Below are 25,359 nucleotides of genomic sequence, written 5' to 3'. Positions count from 1 at the left end.
GAAATGGGAAGGTCCCGCGATCAACGGGACGTCTTCGACTACACAGGCTTCGGTGCGTCCGGGTGGGAGGGCTCGGCAGACACGTCCTCGGCTTCTTCATCGGGCCTGTGGGCCAGCCGGTAAAGAATCGGCAGCACGAGCAGCGTGAGCAGCGTGGATGAAAGAATTCCACCGATCACCACGGTGGCCAGAGGACGCTGGACTTCCGCGCCGGTGCCTGTGGCGATGGCCATGGGAATGAATCCCAGCGAGGCCACCAGGGCGGTCATCAGCACCGGGCGCAAGCGGGTCAGGGCGCCATCCCGGATCGCTTCGTCCAGGCCGACACCGCCTTCCCTCAGGCTGCGGATGTAGGAAATCATCACCAGGCCGTTGAGCACTGCCACCCCAGAGAGCGCGATGAAGCCAACGGCCGCGGAGATGGACATCGGAATGTCCCGAAGCCACAACGCCAGAATGCCCCCCGTCAACGCGAACGGGATGCCGGTGAAGACCAGCAGACCATCCTTGGCATTGCCGAACATCGCGAACAGCAGCACGAAGACCATCAGCAGGGAGACCGGCACAACGATCTGTAGGCGCTTGGTGGCCGACTGCAGGTTCTCGAAGGTTCCACCCCAGCTCGTCCAATAGCCGGTGGGAATCTTGATCTGCGCCAGGCCTTGCTCCGCCTCTGCAACGAAGGAGCCCACATCACGTCCGCGCACGTTCGTGCTCACGACGATGCGCCGCTTGCCGTTTTCTCGGCTCACCTGGTTGGGACCGGGTGCAAGCTCGAATGTTGCGACCTCACCCAATGGGATGAAATTCGTCTTGGCTTCCGTGCCACCGGCAGAGCGTGGCAACGGTATCGGCAGCCGCTTCATGCCTTCCAAGTCGTTACGAAGGGCCTCTGGGAGGCGAACCAGGATGTCGAACCGGCGGTCTCCCTCGAACATGGTGCCGGCCTCGCGACCACCAATGGCCGTGGCCACGGTGTCCTGGATGTCGGCGACGTTCAAGCCGTAGCGCGCAGCCTTCTGGCGGTCGATGTTCACCGTGAGCATCGGAAGGCCCGTCGTCTGCTCGACCTTCACCTCAGAGGAGCCTTGGATCTTTTGCAGCATGGCGGAGACTTCTTCCGCGGACTTGTTCAACACATCCATGTCGTCACCGAAGATTTTCACGGCCACGTCACTGCGCACCCCCGAGATCAGCTCGTTGAAGCGCAGCTGAATGGGCTGGGAGAACTCGTAGTTGTTGCCGGGGATCTTGCCAATGACTTCCTGGATAGCCGCGAGCAGCTCATCACGGGTCTTTCGAGGCTCGGGCCATTCCTCCATCGGCTTGAGCATGATGTACCCGTCAGAAATGTTCGGCGGCATGGGGTCCGAGGCAATCTCCGCAGTACCGGTTCTGGCGAAGATGCGCTCGATCTCGGGGAACTTCGCTTTCAGCGTCTTTTCGATCTGCTGCTGCATCGCCACCGACTGGGAAAGGCTGGTGCCCGGAATGCGCAGTGCCTGGATCGCGAAGTCGCCTTCATTGAGGTTGGGTACAAACTCGCTGCCCATGCGGGTCGCGATCAATCCGCACAGGACCACGGCAACCGCGGCAATGGTGAGAACCAGCGTTTTGGCGCCCATCACGCGATCAAGCATTGGGCCGTACAGGCGCTTGGCGTGGCCCAGCAGAAAGTTCTCCTTCTCGCTGACCCGATTGCCGATGAAAAGGGCCACCGCTGCCGGGATGAAGGTCACCGACAGGATCATCGCGCCCACCAAAGCGGCAACCACCGTGAAGGCCATGGGGTGGAACATCTTCCCTTCAACGCCCGTCAGCGCGAAGATGGGCAGGTACACCACCATGATGATGAGCTGTCCGAACAGCAATGGACGGCGTGACTCCTGGGATGCCAGGAACACTTCATGAAAGCGCTCGGCCCGCGTCAGCGGCCGGCCGTGGTGCGCCTGCGCATGGGCGAGCCGCCGAACGCAGTTCTCCACGATCACCACAGCGCCGTCAATGATGATGCCGAAGTCCAGGGCCCCCAGGCTCATCAGGTTGGCGCTCACCTTGTAGTGGACCATCCCGGTGAACGTGAAGAGCATCGACAAGGGGATGACCATTGCCGTGATGACTGCGGCCCGGATATTGCCCAGAAAGAGGAACAGGATCACGATCACCAGAACCGCGCCTTCCAGCAGGTTCTTCTTGACCGTATTGATGGCTTTGTCGACAAGCACGGTACGGTCATAGACCGTCACCGCGTGCACGCCATCTGGGAGGCTCTTGTTGACCTCCAGCATCTTCTTGTCCACTGCCTGCGAGACGGTCCGGCTGTTTTCTCCGATCAGCATGAACACCGTGCCGAGAACCACCTCGCGCCCGTTGTCCGTTGCGGCACCCGTTCGCAGCTCCCGGCCAATGCCCACCTCGGCCACGTCGCGCACGCGCAAAGGAACACCGTTGGCACTGCTCAGGATCACGTTGCCGATGTCTTCCAGCGACTTGACCTGTCCAGGGGCGCGAATCAGGTACTGCTCGCCGCGCTTTTCGATATAGCCCGCGCCCACATTGCCGTTGTTGCGGTCCAGTGCAGTGACGACGTCTTGCAGCGTCACGCCCAGCGAGGCCAGTCGTTCCGGGATGGGGGCGATCTGGTACTCCTTGGCAAAGCCGCCAATGGAGTTGATTTCGGTCACGCCAGGAACGTTTCGCAGCTGCGGCTTGATGATCCAGTCCTGGATCTCGCGCAGGTCGGTCGGGGTGTAGGGACTGCCATCGGGCTTCTTGGCCCCATCCTTGGTTTCGACCGTCCAGAGATAGATCTCGCCCAAGCCGGTCGAGATGGGCCCCAGGGCTGGCGTGATGCCGGCGGGCAGCCGGTCTCTGGCTTCCTGGATGCGCTCATTGACCAATTGGCGCGCGAAATAGATGTCGGTTCCGTCCTTGAAGATGACGGTCACCTGCGACAGTCCGTACCGTGACAGCGACCTGGTCTGCTCCAGGTTCGGCAGGCCGGCCATGACCGTCTCGATGGGATACGTGACCCGTTGCTCAGTCTCCAGCGGCGAGTAGCCGGCGGCCTGGGTGTTGATCTGAACCTGGACGTTGGTGATGTCGGGGACCGCGTCGATCGGCAGCTTCTGGTAGCTGAAGACGCCCAGCGCCGCCATGCCCAGGGCCGCCAGCAGCACCAGCCATCGCTGCTCGATCGAGAATCGAATGAGTTTTTCAAACATGTATGCGCTCCGGGATCAGTGCGTGTGTTCGGCAGATCCCTTGCCGAGTTCGGACTTCACGACGAAGCTGCCTGTCGAGGCGTAGGGCATGCCGGGCTTGAGGCCCGACAGGATTTCGATGCGCTTGCCATCGCTTCGGCCCAGCTTCACGGGTTGGGCGATGAAGCCACCGTTGACCTTGAGGAAGACCACGGGCTTTTCCCCGACGTTCTGGACGGCGTCGGCCGAGATGGTCACAGGCGCTGCCGTTTCTTCGGACACCACCTCGACGTTGACGAACAGGCCGGGGCGCCAGGCGCCCTTGGGGTTATCAAGAACGACGCGGGCCTTGGCGGTACGGGTCTGCTCGCCGATCAACGCGCCCACGAAAGCGACAGTGCCCGTGGCGGAGGCATCGAAGGCGGTGGCCTTGATGGTGACCTTCTCGCCCACCCGCACCGACGGCAGATCCTTTGCAGGAACATTGATCTCAGCCCACACCGTGGAAAGGTCCGAGATGGTGAACACCGCCGCATCTTCCTTGACGGCTTCTCCGAGACTCAAGTGCTTCTCGATGACGATGCCGTCAAAGGGCGCGCGCAGTTCGATACGGTTCAGCCCGGACACGGACGAGGTGGACAGGCCCAGCGCACTGAGCTTCTGATTGGCGTTGGCGACAGCGACCTCCGCTTCGCTCAACGCCTGCCTGGCCTGCAGGTAGTCCTGTTCGGCAGAGACCTTCTGCTCCCACAGCTTCTTTTCCCGCTCGTAGGTGGTCTTGGCCAGCGCCAGGCGCTTTTGCGCGGTCTGCAGCTCGCTGCGCTGCTCCGAAGCGGTCGGGCTCGCGATGGCGGCCAGAATCTGCCCCTTCTTGACGACCTGGCCCAGGCTTGCGCTGACACTCTCCACCACCCCCGCCAGACGGGGAACCACGTGCGAGGTGCGATCCTCGTTCAGCCGGATCTCGCCGGGCAAAAGCAGCGCTGTCTTGATGTTGGCTGCCGACGCAGAGTCCACCGTGATGGATGCGGCCTTGATCTGGGCATCGGTCAGTTCGATCTTTCCCTCTTCCTTGCTCATCACGAACATGAAAGGTTCGGTGGCAGTCTGCGCGATGATCTCGATGTCGAACGCGTGGGGTTCGACAACGATCTCGCGGCTGACCAGGCTGTCTTTTTCTGCGGCGAAAGTCAGCTTCTGCTTATCGTCCGTCGGGCGCGTCACTGTTGCCGTGACCGTTACTGCGGTCAGCGGGAGCGGCTTGTCCTTGTCGGACAGCCAGATCCGCAGCCGAGGCTCGCCGCCGTCTTCGGACAGCAATGCTTCCAGGCTGAAGTCGCCTTCCTTGAACACGGTGCCGCCGTGGGGGCCCTTGGCTTCGCTCTTTTCATGGTGCTCGCCATCGGCATGGCCCTTGTCGTCGTCGTGGCCTTTTTCACCGCCCTTGCCGTGGTGTTCTCCATCACCGTGCCCCTTGGCCTCGGTATGGCTGCCGTGGCCGTGGCCATCGCCCTCGGCGGCGACTGCTTTGGGCTTGCCGCCGCCCTGCAGGATGAAGGCTCCTGCCCCGACCCCTAGCGCGAGGACAACGGCAATAGCGATGAGATGCTTTTTGCTGATGGTGGATGTGCTGGTGTTCATGGTCATGCTCAGTTGTGCGTTGCGATCAGGCCGGAAACCGTGCTGGCCCCGAGCAGGCGGTCGACATCCGCCGCCGCGCGGTGTGCCTCGCCCAGGGCTTTGAGGTACTGGGATTTGGCGGTGAAGTAGGTGCGCTGGGCATCGAGCACCTCCAGAAAGTTGAACTTTCCGTTCTCAAAGCCAATGGTGGCCGCGTCATAGGCCGACTTCGCGCCGGGCAGGACGTCCTGTTGCAGCGACTGGATTTCCGCAGTGATCGTGGAAAGGCGCTCGCGCGCCTGCGCCACTTCGCTGTGCAGGCGCACCGTGGCCCCTTGCAACTCGTCACGGGCCTTGTCTTCCAGCTTGAGCGCTTCCAGCAGGTTGCCCTGGTTGCTGTCAAACACAGGCAGAGGCACAGAGACACCAAACAGAAGGACGTTGCGTTGGGTCTCGTTGCTGCGCTGCATGCCGACGCTGACGGTGACATCGGGCACGCGCTTGCTTTGTTCCAGCTCGGTCAAGGCCTGGCGCCGATCCACCTCGATCCGGGCGAGGACAACGCCTGGCGAAGAAGAAATCAAGGGCTGAAGATCGGCGAGGGGCGGTACCGCGGGAAGGTTGTCGGCTTTGCCCTCGAGGACGGTGAACGGCGCGTTGATCCGTCCCAACAGCGCAAACAGGCGAGACAGTGCATTGCGTTGTTCGCTGGCTGCCTGGGCGAGCTCGACGCGAACGCCGGCTTCCGCAACGCGGGCCTTGGACTCTTCCACAGGTGACACCTTGCCAGCGGCTACGCGCTTGGCCACGGTATCTGTTGACGACTTGGCCAATGCCACGCTGTCTTTGGCAAGCGCCAATCGCTCCTGCGCCGTCAGGACATCGAAGTAGGCTGCGGCCACATTGGCCCGCACGGTGGCCTTCAACTCGGCAAGTTGGGCCTGCGCCTGCTCGCGCGACTTTTCGGCCGCCTTGGTGCGCGCTGCACGCTTTCCACCCAATTCCACGGGAAGGTTGAGCTGCCAGCTTTGCGTGCGTGTTTTGGACCGTGCGTCTTCCAGCGAATAGGCAAGCTCGGGATTGGGGCGTGAGCGCCCTTGAAGAATCTGCCCCTGTGTTGACTCCAACTGGCGCGTAGCGGCAGCCACCTCTGGATTCCCTTCCAAGGCCAACTCGATGGCCTTGGTCAGCGACAGAGGCTCAGCGGGAGACACCGCGGCATTCTGGGGCGCCTGTACTCCAACGACTGTGCCTTGCGACATGCCTTGAGAAGAGGCCCCGCCCGAGAAGGTCAGCAATATGGCCGCGGCACCTGCAGCGAGCCTGAATTTCGTGCGGCCGCGCCATGCGTGCGGCTTTCCGTGAAGGTAAATACCCTTGAACATCCGATTCTCCAGTGATTTCAAAACACGAGGGAATCGGCGGGGTGGCAACCGTGCAGCTGCCTGGCAACTCGTCAGTCAATGCAGCCGCGACACGCGCAACTGCAGCCGCCAAGGGGCGGTCACGACTGACTGAAAGAAGGAGAGATGCCCCCGCCGATCAGGCGAGGACATGCCACTGTGGGCGGTCGGGAGGTGTGGGCGTTACAGCCGCCAGGCGCTCACCCGACGGTGAGTCCACACGGCTGTCATGGGAGATGCCTTGTTTGGCACAGGACCAGTTGAGGGCCCCGATGCCGGCACCATGGCAAACCGAGCAGTCGACATCGAACTGGTCTGCGCCTTGCCCGGTCTTGTCGGCTTGCCCGACCCCGCTTTTGGCTTCGTGCTTGTGTTCGTGGTGCCCCACGTGCTGCGCCTGGGCGGTCGAGTTCTCGTGCATGCAATAAGCGGCCACCGCGGACCAGCTGAACTGGAACGGGAGCAACGCAAGCAAAAAAACGGCGATTAATCGGCGCATATTTTGAGTCTAGCATGCGCCGAAAGCGCGCGCGTGAGGCATACATGACCACTGAAGAGCGCTGGCTCTCACAATCAGCGAGCGCCGCCATTCAGGTCCAATAGGACTTTTTTTTCAGCTGCCGACATGTTGAGAAATTCCTGTTTAACCTGCTCGCGCGTCTTTGTAGCGACCGTCGCTTTGACGGGTAACACACCTCCGCGAGAGAGGATCGCAAGCGTGCCATCCTCGCGCGCGACTTCAACAGATTGAAGCACTTCGCCACGGGACATTGAGCTCTGCATGTGGTCGGGATGGGTAGTCATGCCCACTTCGCCGCCGGCGGCGTGGTAAAGCGACGAAGCAGATGCCAAGCCTGGGGCCGCGATAGCGAAGGCAATCAGAGTATGCGTGAGAGGGTTGCGAACGGTCATGGTGTTGTCTCTTGATTCGAATGAGCCGTCGGCGACCTGCCGCAGCTATGCCTTTCGACACAGGGGTACTGTAGAAATCGGCGCACGACAAGGCGCCAACAGCCAGATGACAAATTCGTAATCTACGAATAGGCGGCATTCTTCGAGAATGGCAGCATGAAAATTCTGCTCATTGAAGACGAGGTCAAGCTGGCCGAGTACCTGCGCAAGGGCCTCGGAGAGGTCGGCTATGTGGTGGACGTCGCCCACAACGGCGTGGACGGCCTGCACATGGCCCTCGAAGGCGGCCACGATCTGCTGGTGCTGGACGCGATGCTCCCAGGGATCGACGGCTTCAGCTTGCTGACGGCCTTTCGCAAGACCAGGCAGACCCCCGTCTTGATGCTCACAGCCAGGGTCAGTGTCGAGGATCGGGTGCTCGGACTTCAGACGGGTGCCGATGACTATCTGGTCAAGCCCTTTGCGTTTTCCGAGTTGAGCGCCCGTATCCAGGTTCTGCTCAGGCGCACCCAAGGTGCGCGGGACGCGGCAGAGCCCACGCAATTGCGTTTGGCCGACCTGGAGGTCGACCTGGTGCGGCGCAAGGCGTCCCGAGGCGGTCAGCGCTTGGAGTTGACTGCCAAGGAGTTCCTGCTGCTGACCCTTTTCCTGAGAAGAAAGGGAGAAGTGCTTTCTCGCACGGAGATTGCCGAGCAGGTCTGGGACATGAACTTCGACAGCGATACCAACGTGGTGGAGGTCGCCATAAGGCGCCTGCGCACTAAGATCGACGTGCCCTTTGACACCGCGCTGCTGCACACCATCCGCGGCATGGGGTACGTCATGGAAGAGCGCAACGCATGAAGGCCCTTGTCCAACATCGCTCATTGCGCCAGCGGTTGTCGTGGTGGCTGGCACTTCAGAGCTTTGCCGGACTCGGGCTGGTCTGTCTGGCCGTCTACCTGGTGACCGAATTCAACTTCCGAGATCGGCAGGAGGAAACGCTGGCGCAAAAGGAGAACGTCATCCGGCACTTGCTGGTGGATGGCAAGGCGCACGGCAATTCAGAAGACCTCGCTCACAAACTCGATGATTTCCTGGTGGGGCACGGAGATCTTTCGCTTGAAGTAGCGCAGGCCGATGGGGCCGTCCTCTACGCCCATACCCGCAACAAGAATGCGAAGACGGTCTGGCGCCAGCGGCAGTTCGAGGTGGCACAGGCTACGGGCCAGGCGCCCTCAACGAGTTTGCGCGTGCGGCTGTCGCTGGACATCCAGACCGACAACCTGTTGCTGCACCGGCTTGCAGTCACGTTGCTGGTGGCGGCCATTGGTGGAGCGGTCGTGGTTTCGCTGGGCGGCTTTTCCCTGGTCAACCTGGGCCTGGCGCCCGTTCGAAGACTGGCCAGCCAGACGCGCGCCGTGTCGGCGGACAATCTGCACCAGCGGCTCGATGGCGCGGAGCAGCCCCTTGAACTCGTGCCGCTGATCGACCAGTTCAATGCACTCCTGGCTCGCATTGAAAAGGCCTACTCCCAGATGGAGGGCTTCAATGCGGACGTGGCGCACGAGTTGTGCACGCCTTTGGCCACGCTCATTGCCAACAATGAATTGGCGCTGCGGCGCCCCGAGCAGGCGGATATTCGCGAGGTCCTGGCGTCCAATCTGGAGGAGCTGCATCGCCTGACAGGTATCGTCAACGACATGCTCTTCCTGTCCCAGGCGGATCGGGGCGTGGGGGCGCGTCGCGCGCCCGTGGCGAGCCTGGCATCCGTGGCGGCCGACGTGCTGGACTACCACGAGGCAGCGCTGGCCGAGGCGGGTCTCACCGCGAAAGTGGTTGGCGATGCGCATGGCACCTTCGATGTGCCGTTGTTGCGCCGGGCCTTGTCCAACTTGCTGGGAAACGCCACCCGCTACGCGAGCACTGGCTCCATCGTCCAGATCAATCTGAGAACTGTTGACGAGGACCGCGTGCTCATCAGTGTCACCAACTACGGCAACACCATCGACCCCGAAATACTCCCCCAGTTGTTTGACCGGTTTTTCCGGGCGGATCCAGCTCGCAGCCATGGGCAGAGCAACCATGGTCTGGGGTTGGCCATCGTAGGGGCGATAGCCCGCATGCACCAAGGCAAGCCCGTGGCCAGCTCAGAGAATGGGGTGACAAGTGTCGGGATAGAAATTCGCGCCCACTGAAAATCAGCGTCGTTTGTTGTTCCGCTGCCTGGGAGCCACGCCGATATCACGATGGGCTCCTGGCGGGTGAGCCTCGCTGGGCATGTGATTGTGCTGAAGTGCCGCATTGGCCAAGCCGCCCAAGATGCCGCACTCGCCGGCGAGGTGGCCTGGTGAGCACTGCTGTTGCAAGCTGCGCAATTCCGACTCCAGTGCTTGGAGTTCCCGGATGCGAGAGACCACGTGCCCGATATGCTCTTGAAGAAGCGCGTCCACCGCGCCGCAGTTTTCATCCGGGGCGTCCTTGAAATGCAACAGCACCCGGATCTCATCGAGCGTCATGTCCAGGCAGCGGCAATGGCGGATGAACGCCAGGCGCTCGACATGACTGCCGTCGTAGACCCTGTAGTTGCTTTCCGTGCGCATAGCGATCGGCAGCAGGTTCTCGCGCTCGTAGTAGCGGATGGTCTCGGTCTGCGTGCCGGTGGCCTTGGCAAGTTCGCCGATTTTCATGAAGCGTCCTTCGCAAAATCTGATTTACGTAGGACAAGGCGGCGACATCTCGGAAGTCGCTTGACTTTAAGGTCACTACAGGGTTTCCAATTAGGCCATGAAACCAGAAACCAGCACTTCCTCCAGCGTTGTTGACACCTGCTGCTCCTCGGGCTGCACCAGTACCGTTGCCTCGGTTCCTGCCGCTGCAAGCAGCCCAGGCCAGGGCACGCTATTCCGAATCGCCACCATGGACTGCAGCGCCGAGGAGTCGGAGATCCGGCGGGCGCTAGAACCTCTTGAGGGAATCCGGTCCTTGGGTTTCCAGCTGGGCGCGCGCACACTGAAGATCGATGCGGAGGATCGCGCCTTGCCCCTGGCGCTCGATGCCATCCGCAAGGCGGGCTTTGATCCACAGCCGGTGGCCACTGCGGCAACCACCCAGGGTGGCCAGGGCCGGGTGTTTCGCATTGCGACCATGGACTGCAGTGCCGAGGAGGCGGAGATTCGCCGGGCGCTGGAGCCTCTGGATGGAATCCGCTCTCTGGGTTTTCAGCTGGGCGCGCGGACGCTCAAGATCGGCGCAGAGGAAAGCACCTACCCGCTGGCACTTGATGCCATCCGAAAAGCCGGCTTTGATCCGCAGCCAGTGGTCGGCGCCGATGGCTCCGAGGGCGGACAGGCGGGCGCAACAGCCGACGATCACGACCAAGGACATGGTTTTGCAGGCGGCATCTCCCGGTTGTTGGCTGCGCTGGTGTTCGCGACTGGGGCTGAGGTCCTGTCCTTCTTTGCACCCGACCAGATGGCCTGGAAGGTGGCCGGCATGGCCATCGCCGCCGTGGCCATCTGGCTGGCGGGGATCGACACCTACAAAAAAGGCATTGCGGCACTGCTGCGCGGCAAGCTCAACATCAATGCGCTGATGTCGGTGGCCGTCACGGGCGCATTCCTCATCGGTCAGTGGCCTGAGGCCGCCATGGTGATGGCCCTGTACGCGATTGCTGAACTCATCGAGGCCAAAGCCGTGGACCGGGCCCGTAACGCCATCAAGGGCTTGCTGGAACTGGCGCCGGAAGAGGCACTGGTTCTGGGAGCAAATGGGGCATGGTCCGCTACACCGGTGGCTTCGGTGGCCATTGGAGCCACCGTGCGCATCAAGCCAGGCGAGCGGGTGCCGCTCGATGGCAAGGTGACCAAGGGCAACGGGGCCATCAACCAGGCCCCGGTGACTGGCGAGAGCATCCCCGTGGACAAGGCGCCTGGCGACCAGGTGTTCGCGGGGACCATCAACGAGACCGGCGAGCTGGAGTTTGAGGTCACCGCCTTGTCCAGCAACACCACCTTGGCCAGAATCATCCAGGCCGTGGAGCAGGCACAGGGCACTCGTGCACCGACGCAGCGCTTCGTCGACCGCTTCGCCTCGATATACACCCCTGCTGTCTTCGCCATTGCCGTGGCGGTAGCGGTCCTGACCCCTTTCCTGATGGGCCTGACCTGGCTGGAGGCGATCTACAAGGCCTTGGTGCTGCTGGTCATCGCCTGTCCATGTGCTCTGGTCATCTCCACGCCCGTCACGGTGGTCAGCGGATTGGCCGCTGGCGCGCGCCGCGGGATCTTGATCAAGGGCGGAACCTACCTGGAAGACGCGCGGCTCCTCAAAGCCGTTGCGCTGGACAAGACGGGCACCATTACCGAGGGCAAACCCAAGTTGGTGAAGTGGCAGGTGTGGCGTGCCGGCGATGAGTCCGCAATCCAGCAAATGGCTGCCAGCCTGGCAGCCCGATCCGATCACCCGGTTTCCAAGGCGATTGTTCAGGGCCTGGAGGCGCAAGGCCCAGAGGCTGAGAACTTCAAGGCCTTGCCCGGGCGCGGTGTCGAGGGCATGGTCAATGGTGCGCGAGTGGTGCTGGGCAATCACCGGCTGATCCACGAGCAGGGATTGTGCGGACCGGAACTGGAAGCGGAGCTGGCCATCCACGAAAAGCAAGGCCGCACGGTAACCCTCCTTGCGGACGAATCTCGCGTCCTGGCGCTGTTCGCGGTAGCGGACACCATCCGCGAGACCTCAAAGCAGGCCATCGTCGATCTCAAAGCACTGGGGGTGACCTCGGTGATGCTGACAGGCGACAACACGGCCACGGCAAAGGCCATCGCAGCGCAGGCCGGCATTGACGATGCCCGCGGAGATCTGCTGCCCGAAGCCAAGCTTGATGCCATCAAGGAGATGCAAAAGCGCTATGGTGCCACCGGCATGACCGGCGATGGCATCAATGACGCGCCGGCGCTGGCGCAGGCCGACATCGGCTTTGCCATGGGTGGCGCGGGAACCGACACGGCGATGGAAGCGGCCGACGTGGTCATCATGAACGATGACCTGCAGCGCGTCGCTGAGACCGTGCGCCTGTCCAAGCGCACTCATGCGGTTCTCTGGCAGAACATCACCCTGGCGCTGGGCATCAAGAGCGTCTTTCTGGTGATGGCGGTGGTAGGCACTGCGACCATGTGGATGGCCGTTTTTGCGGACATGGGGGCCAGCTTACTGGTGGTGGGCAACGGCCTGCGCCTGCTTCGCGGTACGCGGGTGGAGTCGGCTTCCAAGGCCCCGCCTATGCAGCCTAAGGAACATGCACATTCCCACTAGTGATTGTTCGCTCAGCGTACCTGTGGCCGAGGAACCCCGTTTGTCAGGCACTTGTTCCGCGTAGGCTGAGCGGCTTGGGGGCTTGGTATCGGTCAAGGGGATGACCGATGTTCATTTGGCGACCTTGGAGACATGGGTCTACCAGTTACTTGGCGCCAACGCAGATCAAAGACTACCCGTTCCCAAAGAAAGTGGAAGTCTTGTCCACCTCGCGAGCAATCAAGTACTACACATTCTGCTGCTGCAGGGCCTACAGGGCTCGGGCAGCCATGTCAGCCCGAGCCTTCGTCATGCCCGGTCCCCACTGTAGGCCTTCAGCGGGTCATCGCCCGTGCATGGATCAAGTGCTGCTGGAGCAGTTCGATAAAAATCGCCTCACCTGGCGTTCTAGCGCAGTTCCGCGGTCAGCAAGCTGGATTTCCACCGAGGCCTCAGGCCAGCCTCACGAAGCCTCAGTGTCTAGCTGATCGCGCTTTCTCGGCCTTCTCATCAGCACATAAGCCGCAGGAATCACGAACAAGGACAGCAGCGGTGCCGTCACCATGCCGCCCAGCATGGGGGCCGCAATGCGGCTCATGACCTCCGAGCCCGTCCCGCTGCTCCACACGATGGGCACCAGGCCCGCCAGAATAACGGCCACGGTCATGGCCTTGGGTCGGACGCGCAAAACTGCACCTTCCCGGATCGCGTCCAGCAGCTCTTCGAGCGCGGGCTGCCTGCCGTCTGGACATCTCTCTGCGAGTGCCTGCTTGAGGTAGATGAGCATGACCACCCCGAACTCTGCCGCGACCCCCGCCAGAGCGATGAAGCCCACACCGGTGGCGATGGACAGGTTGTAGTTCATCAGGTACAGGAACCAGATGCCCCCAGTGAGCGCGAATGGCAGCGTCGCCATGATCAGTCCCGCCTCGCCCATGCGCGAGAAGGTCAAGTACAACAGCACGAAGATGATCAGCAAGGTGGCAGGCACCACGACTTTCAGGCGGGCATTGGCCCGCTCCAGGTACTCGAACTGACCTGAGTACGTGATGCTGACCCCGGGCTCCAGCTTGATCTGGCGGCCCACCGCATCGCGCAGGTCATTGGCCACCGATGCCAGATCGCGCCCCCGCACATCGACATACACCCAGCCCGATGGGCGGGCGTTCTCGCTCTTGAGCATGGGGGGCCATCGGTGATGGAGATGCTGGCCACCGTGCCCAGCGTGATCTGCTGCCCCATGGGCGTGGAGATGGGCAACTGGGCCAGGCGTTCCGGGGAGTCGCGCCACTCACGCGGATAGCGCAGGTTGATCGGGAAGCGGGCCAAGCCCTCGACCGTTTCAGACACGTTTTCACCACCGATGGCCCCGGAGACCACGGCCTGGATTTCGGACACGTTCAGCCCGTAGCGCCCTGCGGCCGTGCGGTCGATGCGGACATCGACGTAGCGCCCCCCCGTCAGGCGCTCTGCCAACGACGAAGTCACTCCCGGAATGCCCTTGGCGACCTGCTCGACTTGGGCAGCGATCCCGTCGATCACCTTCAGGTCGTTGCCGGTCACCTTGACCCCGATGGGACTCTTGATGCCGGTGGCCAGCATGTCAATCCGGTTGCGGATGGGTGGAATCCAGATGTTGGACAGGCCAGGAATCTTGACGGCCTTGTCCAGCTCCTCGATCAGACCCTCGGGCGTCATTCCTGGACGCCATTGGTCTCTGGGCTTGAGCTTCACCGTGGTCTCGAACATTTCCAGCGGTGCCGGATCGGTTGCGGTCTCCGCGCGGCCAGCCTTGCCGAAGACGCGCTCGACCTCGGGAACCGTCTTGATCATCCGGTTGCTCAGTTGCAGAAGCTCCGTCGCCCGCTGTGCCGACAGGCCCGGGAGCGCCGAAGGCATGTACAGCAGATCGCCTTCATCGAGCCTGGGCAGGAACTCGCCCCCCAGCCGCGAGAGGGGCCAGATCGTGGTCGTCAGCGCCAGCACGGCGATGACCAGTGTGGATTTGGGGCGGTGCAGAACCCATTCCAGGCAAGGCCGGTACACGGCAATCAGCGCGCGCGTGATCGGGTTCTTTTGCTCATCTGGGATGCGGCCCCGGATCCAGTAGCCCATCAGGACCGGGATCAGCGTGACCGAGAGGGCCGCAGCTGCGGCCATCGCGTAGGTCTTAGTGAACGCCAGCGGTCCAAACAGGCGACCTTCCTGTGCTTCCAGCGTAAAGACGGGCACGAAGGACAAGGTGATGATGAGCAGCGAGAAGAACAGCGCGGGGCCTACCTCCTCGGCGGCTTCGGTGATTACCTTCCAGCGCTCTTCCCCCACCAGTTGGCGGTCGGGATGCTTGTGCTGCCAGGCCTCCAGCTTCTTGTGGGCGTTCTCGATCATCACCACGGCCGCATCAACCATGGCGCCCACTGCGATCGCAATGCCACCCAGAGACATGATGTTGGCGTTGATGCCCTGGTAGCGCATCACCAGAAACGCCGCCATGATCCCCAGCGGCAGAGAAATGATGGCGACCAGTGCCGAGCGCAGGTGCCAGAGGAACAAGACACAGACCACAGCCACCACGATGAACTCCTCCACGAGTTTGGTGGTGAGGTTCTGGATCGCCCGCTCAATGAGCGCACTGCGGTCGTAGGTTGTGACGATCTCCACGCCCTGGGGCAGGCTGCTTTGCAGCTCGCTGAGCTTGGCCTTGACGGCTTGGATGGTTTCCTGGGCATTCTTGCCCGAGCGCAGGACCACCACGCCACCGGCCACTTCCCCCTCGCCGTCGAGTTCGGCGATGCCGCGCCGCATCTCCGGTCCGATCTGCAGCGTTGCGACATCGCCCAGGCGCACGGGAATCCCGGCGCGCGACACCAGCGGGATGGCCCTGAAGTCGTCCAGCGTCTTGAGGTAGCCGCTGGCGCGCACCATGTACTCGGCCCCGGACAACTCCAGCACCGACCCTCCCGTTTCCTGGTTCGCTCCCAGGATGGCATCACGCACCTGCCCCTGGGTCAGCCCTTGGGCTGCGAGCTTGATCGGATCGAGCACCACCTGGTACTGCTTGACCATGCCGCCCACCGACGCCACTTCCGCGACATTGGGCAGGCTCTTGAGTTCGAATTTCAGGAACCAGTCCTGCAGGGCCCGCAGCTGGGCGAGATCGTTCTTGCCGGTGCGGTCCACCAGCGCATATTGGTAGATCCAGCCGACCCCGGTGGCGTCGGGGCCGAGCGACGATTTGGCCGTGGCGGGTAGTCGCCCCTGCACCTGGTTCATGTACTCCAGCACCCGGGAACGTGCCCAGTACAGGTCCGTGCCGTCCTCGAACAGGATGTAGACAAACGAGTCGCCAAAGAACGAGAAGCCGCGCACCGTCTTGGCGCCCGGGACGGACAGCATGGTGGTGGCCAGCGGGTAGGTCACCTGGTTTTCCACGATCTGCGGCGCCTGGCCGGGGTAGGAGGTGCGGATGATGACCTGGACATCCGACAAATCGGGGAGCGCGTCCACGGGGGTGCTGCGCACGCCCCACACGCCCCAGGCCGTGAGCATCACGGTCGCCAGCAGAACCAGGAGTCGGTTCGCCACCGACCAGCGGATCAGACGTGCGATCATGGCTTGATCCTTTCCACGGCAGTGATCACGAAGTCCTTGCCTTGCTGCTGGAAGGTGAACTTGACCTGCTGCTCCGGTTTCAGGGCCTTGGCCAGCTCTGGGTTTGCCAGCTTGAATGGCATGGTCATGCCGGGCCACTTCAGTTCAGGCACGGCCTCGTGGGTAAGGGTCAGCTCGGTTGGCGTGACCTCATCGACCACCCCTCGCACCGTAAAGCTCTTGGACGCCGGAGCCGCAGAGGCCGAGGAACCCTGTTCAGCGATGGGTTGTGCGCTGCTGCCGGGAGGTTGAGCGGGCATGATGCCTCGCAGGCTGGCTTCCGAGTCGATCAGGAACTGCGCCGAGGCGACCACCTGCTGCCCTGCGGTGAGTCCGCTTTGAATGACGAGTCGGTCATCGATTTCCGCGCCAAGTTGTACCTGGACGGGGTGGTACTTGCCGGGGCCGTCCACCACGTAAACCAGTGCCCGCTTACCGGTTCGGATCACTGCTTCGCTGGGCACCAGCAGCGCTGGTTGCATACGTCCGGCCAGGGCAATCTGCCCGGACATGCCCGCCTTCAGGCGCTGGGTGGGGTTGGGAAGCTCCAGGCGCACGCGCACCGTGCGGGTGTCCCGGTTGGCCTCTGGGAGGATGCTCACGACACGGGCTTTGAGGGTTTCGCCCGGAAACGCGGCCAGGCGCACCTGGGCGTCCTGCCCCAGTTGCAAGGGACCGCTTTGCGCTTCGGGAACGGCCGCTTCGATCCAGACGCTGGCCAGACCGTTTACGCGTACGAGACTGGCACCCGCAGAGACCGTCATGCCCTGGCGCACCATCAGTTCGGCCACCATCCCTGCTTGTGGGAAGGTCACCGTGTAGCGGCCCTGAGGTTCGCCCGTGCGCTCCACCTGGGCCACGAGCGAGGCAGGCATGCCCAGCAGTGACAACCGATGACGCGAAGCGGCCGTCAGCGACTCTTCCTTGAGCGCCCGGACAGCGAGGAACTCGCGCTGCGCAGCCACCCACTCAGGCAGCAGTAAATCGGCCAATGGCGCGCCTGCGGCCACCACGTCACCCGGGGCCCGGGCATAGACACGCTCCACAAATCCTGCAGAACGCGCCTGGACGATACTCACATCCCGGTCATTGAGCTGGACCGTGCCCAGCACGTCCACATCGGATCCAATGTCGCGCTGCTCCACCGTGGCGGTGCGCAGGCCGAGGGCTTGCACCGCTTGTGCCGAGACATTCAAACCGGTGCTTTGTTGTGCGTCCTCATCGGCGTACTTGGGAACCAGCGCCATGTCCATGTAGGGCGACTTGCCTGGCTTGTCGAACTTCTGCGTTGGCACCATGGGGTCGTACCAGTACAGCACCTTGCGGTCGGCCTTCGCCGCTTCTGCCGATGGAGGGGTAGCGCCAGATGGATGACTGCTCGCAATGCGCCATTGGGAGACGCCCCAACCGAGGGCAATGCCAGCAGCCACCAGTGCCACGGCCACAGTGGTCTTCTTGAAAACGGTATTGGTCATGTGGTTCTCCCTTCAGTCCGCGATCAGGCTGTTCAGACGGGCAATCACGGTGTCCCGCTGCGCCTGCAGATCAATGAGCCGCCAGTGCGTCTCCCGCACTTGGGCCCTGGCCGCCAGCACGGCGCTCAAGTCGCCTTTGGCAGACTGGTAATTGGCCAACGCGAGTTCGGCACGCCCCTGTGCCAAGCCCATGCCCGCCGATTGCAGCCGCTCGATCTGACTGTTCAGTGCCGCCAGCTCTGAGGCGCTGTCCTCCAGCTCCTGCAGGTGCCTGCGGGTCACGTCTTCCTGCTCGGCTTCCAGGCGCTGCAGCTCTAGCTGCTTGGCCTTGATCTGGGGTGCCTGGCGCCGCTCCTGTTGCCATGGAAGGTCGAAGCTCACCTGGAAGGACACCATGTCGCCCCAGCGGCGGTCGCGGCGGCTGTAGGCGACTTCCCAGGACCAATCACCCTTGGTTTCTGCCTGGGCTTCGCGCGTTTCCGCCAAGGCCATGGCCTGCATGGCGGGGTACTGCGCAAGTTCCGCGTGGCGGTGTACCTCTGACCGCAGTTGGTCCAAGGGGCGGCTCAGCGGCCCAGGAGTGCCCTGTAGCGCCTCGTCGGCGCGAGCGCCAACCCAGCGCCGCAACATCGCCCTGGCCTTGGACCGGTCCCGCTGCAGATCGTCCCGACGGTCCGACAGCGCAAGCGCCTCCTGCCTGGCCATCAGCAGGTCTGCGGCCTGGGCCGTGCCTCCGGCGATGCGAGCAGTCAGGCTGTCCTGCAGGCGCTGGTTCTCACTCAGTAGACCGGTGAGCACCTGATCACGTTGCTCGATAGCCTGGGCCATGATCCACGCTTGGCTCAGCTCCTGGCGGATCTGCAGGCGCTGGACGCCCAGGGCGGCGCGTTCGCGTTCCACCTTGGCCTCGGCACCGGCAATCTGGGCATCGCGCTTGGCACGGTTGGGCACCTCCTGCATCAGCGCCAGGCGCTGCATGGTCATGGACTCGCGTGTGAGGCTGAAGCGGTCCATGCCGCTGATGGGAAAGTTCTCGATCCCGACTGAGAGCTTGGGATCCGGCAGTGCCCCTGCGGCCTTCTGGGTGCTGCTGGCTGCGTCAATCTGCAGCCGCTGCGCCGTGATGCGAGGACTTTGCTGTTCCGCCAAGTCCAATGCCTCGGCAAAGCCCAGGGCGTGCGCCGGGTTCCCAGCCAAGCCGGCGCCGAGCAGCAGGAGCCCGAGAGCGCCCAGGCGCAGATGGTGGAGGTTGCGCACCCGGATGCGCTGCGAGATGGGATGAATGCGCTGGTGCGCAGACAGGCGCTCGCAGGGAGCGCCGAAGGAGATGTTGGGCATGATGGTCCTCGAAATGAAGGGGCACGAAATCAGACTTGCGCAAACGCTGCAAGGCAGCGCGCAAGACGTGCACGATCAATTCCGAAAGACCTGATGGGTTAGATAGATGGGGGGAGAGCCCGCTCGAATGTCCAGCTCCGCGTAGACAGCCCGAGGGTCAATGTGGCGCTCGGAGTCCAGGATCACAGGCAGCACGTAGGCGACCCAGATGGCGTGCGCCGCGAGCGCCTGCAGATCGAGACCTTGGAGCGAGGGGGAGGACAAGCTGTCGCCATCACAGTGGGCTCGGCACAGCTGAGGGTCCTGCTCGTCCATGGTGCCCGCCATCGCGTGACAATCAGGCATGGAGGGCATACCCACTGCATCTTCCATGGCCATGCCCGCTTTTTGCATCGATGCCGCATGGGCTGCAGAGTCCAGCTTGGGACAGGCATAGGCGGCCAACGCGAACTGCATCAGAAGCAACGCCGCAATCAGAACGCTGGCTATCCAGCGTCCTTGGCGCGATACGGTGCTTCTGGCGAAGATCATGGTGCGAATGGTATCCCCAGCGGTGGCCACGGACTTAACCTAGATCAAATCCGGGCCTGCCGAGCCATCTCAGCCCTTGCGAAGCCGCAGGGCGTTGGTGATCACCGAGGCAGAACTCAGGCTCATCGCCAGGGCCGCGATCATCGGCGACAGCAGCCAGCCGGTGAAGGGATACAGCAGCCCTGCCGCAATCGGTATGCCCAGCGCGTTGTAGAGGAAGGCGAACATGAGGTTCTGCTTCATGTTACCCACCGTCGCCTCGGACAGTTCCCGCGCTGTGGAAATCCCTCGCAGATCGCCCTTGACCAAGGTGACCTGTGCGCTGTTCATCGCCACATCGGTGCCAGTACCCATCGCGATCCCCACGTCTGCCTTGGCAAGGGCGGGCGCGTCATTGATCCCGTCACCCGCCATGGCAACAACACGGCCTTCGGCCTGCAGCCGGGACACCAGGGCCAGCTTGTCCGCAGGCTTGACCTCGCCATGAACCTCATCAATCCCCAGCTTTGCCCCCACCGCCTTGGCGGTGGTCATGCCGTCGCCCGTGGCCATGACAATGCGCAGCCCCGCCGCGTGCAAGGTCGCCAGCGCTTCCGGCGTGCTGGCCTTGATGGCATCCGAGACCGCCAGCAGGCCTTGAAGCTGGCCATCGGCCGCCAGGTACATCACGCTGGCGCCTGTGGCGCGCAAGGCCTCTGCCTGCGCAAGCAGCGGGTTCGCAGAAACCCCGACCTGCTCCATGAGGACTGTGTTGCCCAGGGCGAGCTGGCGTCCAGCGACCTGTCCGCGCACCCCGATGCCCGACCCGGACTCAAAGTCCTCGGGCTTGTCCAGGGCCAGCCCCTTGGCGCGGGCCGCTTGGACAATGGCATCGGCCAGCGGATGCTCGCTGCCTTGATCCAGACTGGCTGCCAGGCGCAGAACCTCATCCTCGGACAGACCGGGCATGGCAACAACCCGCTCGAAGGAAGGCTTGCCCTCTGTGAGCGTGCCAGTCTTGTCCACGATCAGCGTATCCACCTTGCGCAGGTTCTCGATGGCTGCTGCGTCCCTGAACAGAACCCCGCTGGTCGCCCCCCGGCCGGTAGCCACCATGATCGACATGGGTGTTGCCAATCCCAACGCACAAGGGCACGCGATGATCAACACCGCAACTGCATTGACCAGGCCGTAGACCCAGCGTGGCTCCGGACCGAACAGGCCCCACGCGAACAGTGTGAGCAACGCGATACCCACCACGGCCATCACGAAATAGCCCGCCACCTGGTCCGCCATGCGCTGCATGGGAGCCCGTGAGCGCTGTGCCTGCGCAACCATCTGAACGATCTGGGACAGCATGGTGGCGGAGCCCACCCGCTCGGACCGGATCACCAGTGCCCCGTTGGTATTGAGCGTGGCACCGATGACGGCATCGCCAGGCCCCTTGACGATGGGCACCGGCTCGCCAGTGAGCATGGCTTCGTCCACCGCGCTGCTCCCCTCGACCACCACGCCATCCACCGGCACCTTCTCACCGGGACGTACGCGCAAGAGGTCTCCCACATGGACATGGGACAAGGGAACATCACTCTCCTGACCGTTGGCGTCGATACGCCGTGCGGTCTTGGGGGCCAGGCCCAGCAGCGATTTGATGGCGGCTGAGGTCTGGGAGCGTGCTTTCAGCTCCAGCATCTGGCCCAGCAGCGTGAGCGAGATGATGACAGCTGCGGCTTCGAAGTACACCGCCACGCGGCCCATGGCCTGGAACGAGGCTGGAAATACCCCCGGCGCAACGGTCGCGACCACGCTGTAGACAAATGCGGCGCCCGTGCCCAGGCCGATCAAGGTCCACATGTTGGGACTGCGGTTCGCGATGGACTGGGCACCACGCACAAAGAAGGGCCAGCCAGCCCACAGCACGATGGGTACCGTCAGCACCAGCTCAATCCAGCTCTGGGTGGCCATTTCGAACCACTGCAGCCTGTGCCCCACCATGGCCAGAACAGTGACCACCACGGTCAGTGGCAACGTCCACCAGAAGCGATGCCGGAAATCCACGAGTTCGGCGTTTTCTCCCTCATCCAGCGTGGGGAGCATGGGCTCCAGCGTCATGCCGCATTTGGGGCAGTTCCCGGGGTGGTCCTGCTGCACCTCAGGGTGCATGGGGCAGGTGTAGATGGTGCCGGGCTGAGTGGCTTCTGGCTCTCGCGCAACCTTGTCGGTACCGGGAGGCGTGACAGCGTACTTGTCCGGGTCCTCAACAAACTTCGTTTGGCACTTGGCGCTACAGAAGTAGTAGTGCCGCCCCTCATGCTCCGCCGAGTGATGCGATTGTTCCGTCACGTCCATACCGCAGACTGGATCTTTCAGTTTCGTCATGGGCGGCGGTGTATCCCCGTGGACCCCCTCATGATGCTGATGGCCATGGTGGGTGTGATCGTGCGGTTCCGCGTTGGACATGAATGGCCTCCCTGCAAATGTGTTGTGTGCCTGCAAGATTACTTTTTGCTCGAATCGCCTTCGTGAGAGCCGTGCCCCCCGTGCCCATGTAAGAGGTGCATCAACGGGCAAGCCAGCAAGAGCAGATACGGCCAGTAGCCCGCGATGTGCGACCAATGCTCCCTGAGCAAGAAGAATGCCCCGATGAGCGCAAGCATGATCACCGCGCCGATCAATTTGCGGCTGCCTCCGCTGGCGTTGGCAGCTTCTGAATGCCCTGTGGTGTGGTCGTGGTTCATGGCGATCTCCAAGAAGTGGTCATCGAGATGGTGATGGACCTTGGGGGAACGATAAGGGTTTACATGGTGGCAATGTCAAGCATGATCATCATCAATCCTTGACTTGCGTCACATGAATGGCGGTATGTCCAGGCGTTCAACTTTGATCGCAGCAATGCTCCCTTGCCGCCTTCCCTGGACGCTACGGGTGTTGCACCGCCTCGCCGGGGTGCGTCAACGTGTGCGGGTCGAGGGATTGCCGGAAGGAGCTGCAGATCGCGCAGCATCATCCTTGGCAGAGTCACCCGTGAGCATGCGGCCAGCGGCGTCCACCTTGACCATTCCCAGCCTCGGATGACTCCAGTAGCGTGCCGTTTCTTCCCCGACCTGCATCTTGACCGGCGATGCCTGGTCGCGTGCCTCGTTGCCAGCGGAAGCTGCGAAAGCAACTGCACAAGCCATCGACAGCGCCGCGACAACGGCGGGTGCAAAGATCTTTTTGAACATGGTCTTAACCCTCATCATGAGTCATTGAAACGTCAGCCAGGCTGACGGCCCCACGCGGTCCGATGGGCTCGGTGCGCGTCGTGACGAGGGGAAGTTTGGAATACAGCAACACACCAGAAGATGATGGGTCGATGATATTTCTGTAATGCTGGCAGGCGCCGCTTTGGGCGCGCCGTGAAGCGTTTCGGATGCTGAGAAATTTCACTCAGAAAAGTGTCCCTGCACCAAGTTCGCTCGGCGTTGGCTGTTGCTTGGCAAGTCGGCGCCAATCAATAGCGATTTGAGCTACTGTGCGGGCACTCTCATCATCTCGCCCGCTTCTCATCCTGCACAGCAAGAAAGCTGCTTGACGTCCTTGCTGAAGGTCTGCGCCGCGAGCTTGAGTCCCTCGACCATCGTCAAATAGGGGAACAACTGGTCGGCCAGCTCCTGCACTGTCATGCGGTGCCGAATTGCCAGGGCCGCCGTCTGGATCAGTTCGCCAGCTTCCGGCGCGACCGCCTGCACGCCAATCAAGTGCCCGGTGGTATCGGTCACCAGCTTGATAAAACCACGCGTGTCGAAGTTGGCGAGCGCACGTGGCACGTTGTCCAGCGTCAACAGCCGGCTGTCGGTCTCAATGCCGCCATTGCGCGCTCCTGCTTCGGTGTAGCCCACGGTTGCTACTTGTGGATCGGTGAACACCACGGCGGGCATCGCGGTCAGGTCGAGTGCCGCTTCCCCACCGGTCATGTTGATGGCCGCGCGCGTGCCTGCGGTTGCGGCCACATAGACGAATTGAGGCTGGTCGGTGCAATCGCCTGCCGCGTAAATGTTCCGGCCACTGGTGCGCATGCCCTTGTCAACGACGATGCCCCCCTGCGCATTGACTGTGACCCCCGCCGCGTCCAGCGCGAGGCTGTGCGTGTTCGGTGTCCGCCCCGTTGCGACCAGCAGCCTGTCAGCGCGGATATCTCCGTGCCCCGTCGTCAGCACAAATTCACCGTCAACATGCGCGACCTGGCTGGCTTCCCTGTGCTCCAGCACCTCGATGCCTTCGGCACGAAAAGCAGCAGTCATGGCCTCTCCGATGGCCGGGTCCTCCCGGAAAAACAAGGTGCTGCGCGCCAGAATCACTACTTTGCTGCCTAGCCGGGCAAAAGCCTGGGCCAGCTCCAGCGCCACCACCGACGAGCCAATCACAGCCAGCCGTTCGGGAACGGTGGCACTGGCGAGCGCCTCCGTCGAAGTCCAGTAGGGTGACTCTTTCAAACCCGGAATCGGCGGTAGGGCCGGGCTGGCTCCTGTCGCGACCAAACAGCGGTCGAACACCACGATCTGCTCGTCCCCCTCGCTCAAACGGACGACAAGGCTCCGATCGTCCTTGAAACGCGCTTCACCGTGCAACACCGTGATGCCTGGGTTGCCGTCCAGGATGCCTTCGTACTTGGCATGGCGGAGTTCTTCGACACGTGCCTGCTGCTGCGCTAGCAACCGCTCGCGCAGGATCGTCGGCGGTGTGGGTGACATGCCCCCATCGAACGGGCTTTCTCGGCGCAGATGCGCGATATGCGCGGCGCGGATCATGATTTTGGACGGCACACAGCCAATGTTCACACAAGTTCCGCCGATGGTGCCTCGCTCCACCAGCGTGACGTGCGCGCCTTGCTCGACGGCCTTCAGTGCTGCCGCCATAGCGGCTCCACCACTTCCGATCACGGCTATTTGCAGCGGACGCTCGTTGCCACGGCGCTTGTCAGCGCCCCCTGTCCACTGACGCACCTGATCGAGCGATCCAGCGTGGTTGTGTTTGGGGGGGACATCGGCGAGCATTGCTTTGTAGCCCAGTCTGGCCACAGCGGCAGTCAGAGCATCGGGCAATGTGCCCGGCAGGGTGACAAGTTGGGCAGTGCCTTCGGGGTGGGAGACAAATGCCGACTGTACGCCGGGCACGTCTTCCAAGGCTTTTTTGACGTGTGCCGCACACGAACCGCAGGTCATGCCGGTGATTGTCAGATGGGTCATGCGACAGATCCTTTTTGCTTGTGCGCGCCAGGTAACGGCATCACATGCGCTGCAGTGCAGTTGTCAATGCTTCACCGCTTGACACTGGATGGAAACCCCACCTCTGCGGTTGCCTTGGTCAGCTTCTGCACGCTGGTCTTTGCGTCATCGAAGGTGACAGCTGCGTCGCGCGTCTCAAAGGTCACCTCAACTTCGCTAACGCCTTCGATCTTGGAAAGCGCTTTTTTGACGATGATCGGGCAGGTGGAGCAGGTCATGCCGGGAATGGCCAGCATGACGGTCTGGGTGGCGGCCCACACGGGGACAACGGCCAGGGTGAGCGCCAGGGAGGCAAGTAGTTGTTTCATGAAGAACTCCTGTGATCAATAGAAAAATGGCATGACATAGGGGAACCCGAGCGCGACCACAATCAGTGCGGCCACGCTCCAGAAAATAAGCTTGTAGGCAGCTCGCACCTGGGGAATCGCGCAGATCTCCCCCGGTTTACAGGCTTGCACCGGGCGGTAAATGCGCCGCCAGGCGAAGAACAGCGCCACCAGCGCGACCCCGATGAAGATCGGGCGGTAGGGCTCCAGCGCGGTCAGCTTGCCAATCCATGCCCCGCTGAATCCCAGGGTGATCAGGACCAGCGGTCCGAGGCAGCAAGTCGAGGCAAGGATGGCCGCCAGCCCTCCGGCGAAGAGCGCTGTGCGCCCGTTGTTTGGCTCCGACATGCGCTTGACCTTTCAAAATTGGTTGAATCCCGTAA

General features: G+C 62.7%; 19 protein-coding genes and 1 pseudogene. 3 read left to right on the top strand and 17 right to left on the bottom strand.

Annotated features, from left to right (window positions below; genetic code table 11):
- Positions 1–38 precede the first annotated feature (38 nt).
- The 5 genes from CLU85_RS06725 to CLU85_RS06705 all read right to left on the bottom strand — a co-directional run bounded on the left by CLU85_RS06725 (position 39) and on the right by CLU85_RS06705 (position 7,138).
- Entirely contained in the window at positions 39–3,224 is a 3,186-nt protein-coding gene (locus CLU85_RS06725; protein ID WP_100409596.1) for a CusA/CzcA family heavy metal efflux RND transporter, read from the bottom strand.
- 15 nt (positions 3,225–3,239) lie between these two features.
- On the bottom strand, positions 3,240–4,850 hold the full coding sequence (locus CLU85_RS06720) for an efflux RND transporter periplasmic adaptor subunit (protein ID WP_100409595.1): 1,611 nt from the start codon (positions 4,848–4,850) through the stop codon (positions 3,240–3,242).
- Positions 4,851–4,852: 2 nt separating this feature from the next.
- Positions 4,853–6,085 (bottom strand): TolC family protein, encoded by a 1,233-nt coding sequence (locus CLU85_RS06715; protein ID WP_369858164.1) that lies wholly within the window; start codon positions 6,083–6,085, stop codon positions 4,853–4,855.
- A 280-nt stretch (positions 6,086–6,365) separates the two neighbouring features.
- Positions 6,366–6,725: a cation efflux protein, CzcI family gene (gene czcI / locus CLU85_RS06710; RefSeq protein WP_100409593.1), complete on the bottom strand. Its 360-nt coding sequence runs from the start codon at positions 6,723–6,725 to the stop codon at positions 6,366–6,368.
- A gap of 74 nt (positions 6,726–6,799) precedes the next feature.
- Positions 6,800–7,138, bottom strand: a complete 339-nt coding sequence (locus tag CLU85_RS06705; RefSeq protein ID WP_100409592.1) for a DUF4148 domain-containing protein — start codon at positions 7,136–7,138, stop codon at positions 6,800–6,802.
- A gap of 156 nt (positions 7,139–7,294) precedes the next feature.
- Between CLU85_RS06705 and CLU85_RS06700 the strand changes: the two genes are divergently transcribed.
- Together CLU85_RS06700 and CLU85_RS06695 are read left to right on the top strand one after the other, a co-directional pair.
- Positions 7,295–7,981, top strand: a complete 687-nt coding sequence (locus CLU85_RS06700; protein WP_100409591.1) for a heavy metal response regulator transcription factor — start codon at positions 7,295–7,297, stop codon at positions 7,979–7,981.
- The gene (locus tag CLU85_RS06695) at positions 7,978–9,315 is read left to right on the top strand and encodes a heavy metal sensor histidine kinase (protein WP_100409590.1); all 1,338 of its coding nucleotides are present in this window, start codon (positions 7,978–7,980) and stop codon (positions 9,313–9,315) included. Before CLU85_RS06700 ends, CLU85_RS06695 begins: the two co-directional genes overlap by 4 nt.
- A 3-nt stretch (positions 9,316–9,318) precedes the next feature.
- Here the strand turns inward: CLU85_RS06695 and cadR are convergent, their stop codons facing one another.
- A complete protein-coding gene (gene cadR, locus CLU85_RS06690; RefSeq protein WP_100409589.1) occupies positions 9,319–9,807 on the bottom strand; it encodes a Cd(II)/Pb(II)-responsive transcriptional regulator in 489 nt (162 codons plus the stop codon).
- A gap of 90 nt (positions 9,808–9,897) precedes the next feature.
- Complete coding sequence (locus CLU85_RS22955; protein WP_157803939.1) at positions 9,898–10,035, bottom strand: hypothetical protein; 138 nt, start codon at positions 10,033–10,035, stop codon at positions 9,898–9,900.
- A 1-nt stretch (position 10,036) separates the two neighbouring features.
- Between CLU85_RS22955 and CLU85_RS06685 the strand changes: the two genes are divergently transcribed.
- Positions 10,037–12,430 (top strand): heavy metal translocating P-type ATPase, encoded by a 2,394-nt coding sequence (locus CLU85_RS06685; protein ID WP_100409588.1) that lies wholly within the window; start codon positions 10,037–10,039, stop codon positions 12,428–12,430.
- Positions 12,431–12,872: 442 nt separating this feature from the next.
- Here CLU85_RS06685 and CLU85_RS06680 read toward each other — a convergent pair.
- The 10 genes and pseudogenes from CLU85_RS06680 to merT form a co-directional block, all read right to left on the bottom strand.
- Positions 12,873–16,021: pseudogene (locus CLU85_RS06680) on the bottom strand (efflux RND transporter permease subunit).
- Positions 16,018–17,535: an efflux RND transporter periplasmic adaptor subunit gene (locus CLU85_RS06675; RefSeq protein ID WP_100409587.1), complete on the bottom strand. Its 1,518-nt coding sequence runs from the start codon at positions 17,533–17,535 to the stop codon at positions 16,018–16,020. The pseudogene CLU85_RS06680 and the gene CLU85_RS06675 overlap by 4 nt, the downstream one beginning before the upstream one ends.
- A gap of 12 nt (positions 17,536–17,547) precedes the next feature.
- Positions 17,548–18,873, bottom strand: a complete 1,326-nt coding sequence (locus CLU85_RS06670; protein ID WP_198509147.1) for a TolC family protein — start codon at positions 18,871–18,873, stop codon at positions 17,548–17,550.
- Positions 18,874–18,948: 75 nt separating this feature from the next.
- Positions 18,949–19,404, bottom strand: coding sequence for a hypothetical protein (locus tag CLU85_RS06665; RefSeq protein ID WP_056419907.1), 456 nt, complete (start codon positions 19,402–19,404; stop codon positions 18,949–18,951).
- Positions 19,405–19,473: 69 nt separating this feature from the next.
- On the bottom strand, positions 19,474–21,762 hold the full coding sequence (locus CLU85_RS06660) for a heavy metal translocating P-type ATPase (protein ID WP_100409586.1): 2,289 nt from the start codon (positions 21,760–21,762) through the stop codon (positions 19,474–19,476).
- 119 nt (positions 21,763–21,881) lie between these two features.
- On the bottom strand, positions 21,882–22,121 hold the full coding sequence (locus CLU85_RS06655) for a DUF2933 domain-containing protein (RefSeq protein WP_198509146.1): 240 nt from the start codon (positions 22,119–22,121) through the stop codon (positions 21,882–21,884).
- A 213-nt stretch (positions 22,122–22,334) separates the two neighbouring features.
- The gene (locus CLU85_RS06650; RefSeq protein WP_015012929.1) at positions 22,335–22,607 is read right to left on the bottom strand and encodes a hypothetical protein; all 273 of its coding nucleotides are present in this window, start codon (positions 22,605–22,607) and stop codon (positions 22,335–22,337) included.
- A 321-nt stretch (positions 22,608–22,928) separates the two neighbouring features.
- A complete protein-coding gene (gene merA / locus CLU85_RS06645; RefSeq protein ID WP_015012928.1) occupies positions 22,929–24,611 on the bottom strand; it encodes a mercury(II) reductase in 1,683 nt (560 codons plus the stop codon).
- A gap of 71 nt (positions 24,612–24,682) precedes the next feature.
- Positions 24,683–24,958: a mercury resistance system periplasmic binding protein MerP gene (gene merP / locus CLU85_RS06640; RefSeq protein WP_008905582.1), complete on the bottom strand. Its 276-nt coding sequence runs from the start codon at positions 24,956–24,958 to the stop codon at positions 24,683–24,685.
- 15 nt (positions 24,959–24,973) lie between these two features.
- Positions 24,974–25,324 carry a mercuric ion transporter MerT gene (gene merT / locus CLU85_RS06635; protein ID WP_015012927.1) on the bottom strand — a complete coding sequence of 117 codons (351 nt, stop codon included), beginning with the start codon at positions 25,322–25,324 and terminating at the stop codon, positions 24,974–24,976.
- Positions 25,325–25,359: the final 35 nt, after the last annotated feature.

Source organism: Acidovorax sp. 69 (assembly GCF_002797445.1).
GTDB lineage: Bacteria > Pseudomonadota > Gammaproteobacteria > Burkholderiales > Burkholderiaceae_C > Acidovorax.
Note: the sequence above shows the minus strand (reverse complement) of the source record. Positions and strands in the feature narration are given on the sequence as shown.

Bases quoted from the DNA above. Each gene is read 5' to 3' on its own strand.
- CLU85_RS06725 (WP_100409596.1), bottom strand. From the start codon at position 3,224: ATGTTTGAAAAACTCATTCGATTCTCGATCGAGCAGCGATGGCTGGTG.
- CLU85_RS06720 (WP_100409595.1), bottom strand. From the start codon at position 4,850: ATGACCATGAACACCAGCACATCCACCATCAGCAAAAAGCATCTCATC.
- CLU85_RS06715 (WP_369858164.1), bottom strand. From the start codon at position 6,085: ATGTCGCAAGGCACAGTCGTTGGAGTACAGGCGCCCCAGAATGCCGCG.
- czcI (WP_100409593.1), bottom strand. From the start codon at position 6,725: ATGCGCCGATTAATCGCCGTTTTTTTGCTTGCGTTGCTCCCGTTCCAG.
- CLU85_RS06705 (WP_100409592.1), bottom strand. From the start codon at position 7,138: ATGACCGTTCGCAACCCTCTCACGCATACTCTGATTGCCTTCGCTATC.
- CLU85_RS06700 (WP_100409591.1), top strand. From the start codon at position 7,295: ATGAAAATTCTGCTCATTGAAGACGAGGTCAAGCTGGCCGAGTACCTG.
- CLU85_RS06695 (WP_100409590.1), top strand. From the start codon at position 7,978: ATGAAGGCCCTTGTCCAACATCGCTCATTGCGCCAGCGGTTGTCGTGG.
- cadR (WP_100409589.1), bottom strand. From the start codon at position 9,807: ATGAAAATCGGCGAACTTGCCAAGGCCACCGGCACGCAGACCGAGACC.
- CLU85_RS06685 (WP_100409588.1), top strand. From the start codon at position 10,037: ATGGACTGCAGCGCCGAGGAGTCGGAGATCCGGCGGGCGCTAGAACCT.
- CLU85_RS06675 (WP_100409587.1), bottom strand. From the start codon at position 17,535: ATGACCAATACCGTTTTCAAGAAGACCACTGTGGCCGTGGCACTGGTG.
- CLU85_RS06670 (WP_198509147.1), bottom strand. From the start codon at position 18,873: ATGCCCAACATCTCCTTCGGCGCTCCCTGCGAGCGCCTGTCTGCGCAC.
- CLU85_RS06665 (WP_056419907.1), bottom strand. From the start codon at position 19,404: ATGATCTTCGCCAGAAGCACCGTATCGCGCCAAGGACGCTGGATAGCC.
- CLU85_RS06660 (WP_100409586.1), bottom strand. From the start codon at position 21,762: ATGACGAAACTGAAAGATCCAGTCTGCGGTATGGACGTGACGGAACAA.
- CLU85_RS06655 (WP_198509146.1), bottom strand. From the start codon at position 22,121: ATGAACCACGACCACACCACAGGGCATTCAGAAGCTGCCAACGCCAGC.
- CLU85_RS06650 (WP_015012929.1), bottom strand. From the start codon at position 22,607: ATGTTCAAAAAGATCTTTGCACCCGCCGTTGTCGCGGCGCTGTCGATG.
- merA (WP_015012928.1), bottom strand. From the start codon at position 24,611: ATGACCCATCTGACAATCACCGGCATGACCTGCGGTTCGTGTGCGGCA.
- merP (WP_008905582.1), bottom strand. From the start codon at position 24,958: ATGAAACAACTACTTGCCTCCCTGGCGCTCACCCTGGCCGTTGTCCCC.
- merT (WP_015012927.1), bottom strand. From the start codon at position 25,324: ATGTCGGAGCCAAACAACGGGCGCACAGCGCTCTTCGCCGGAGGGCTG.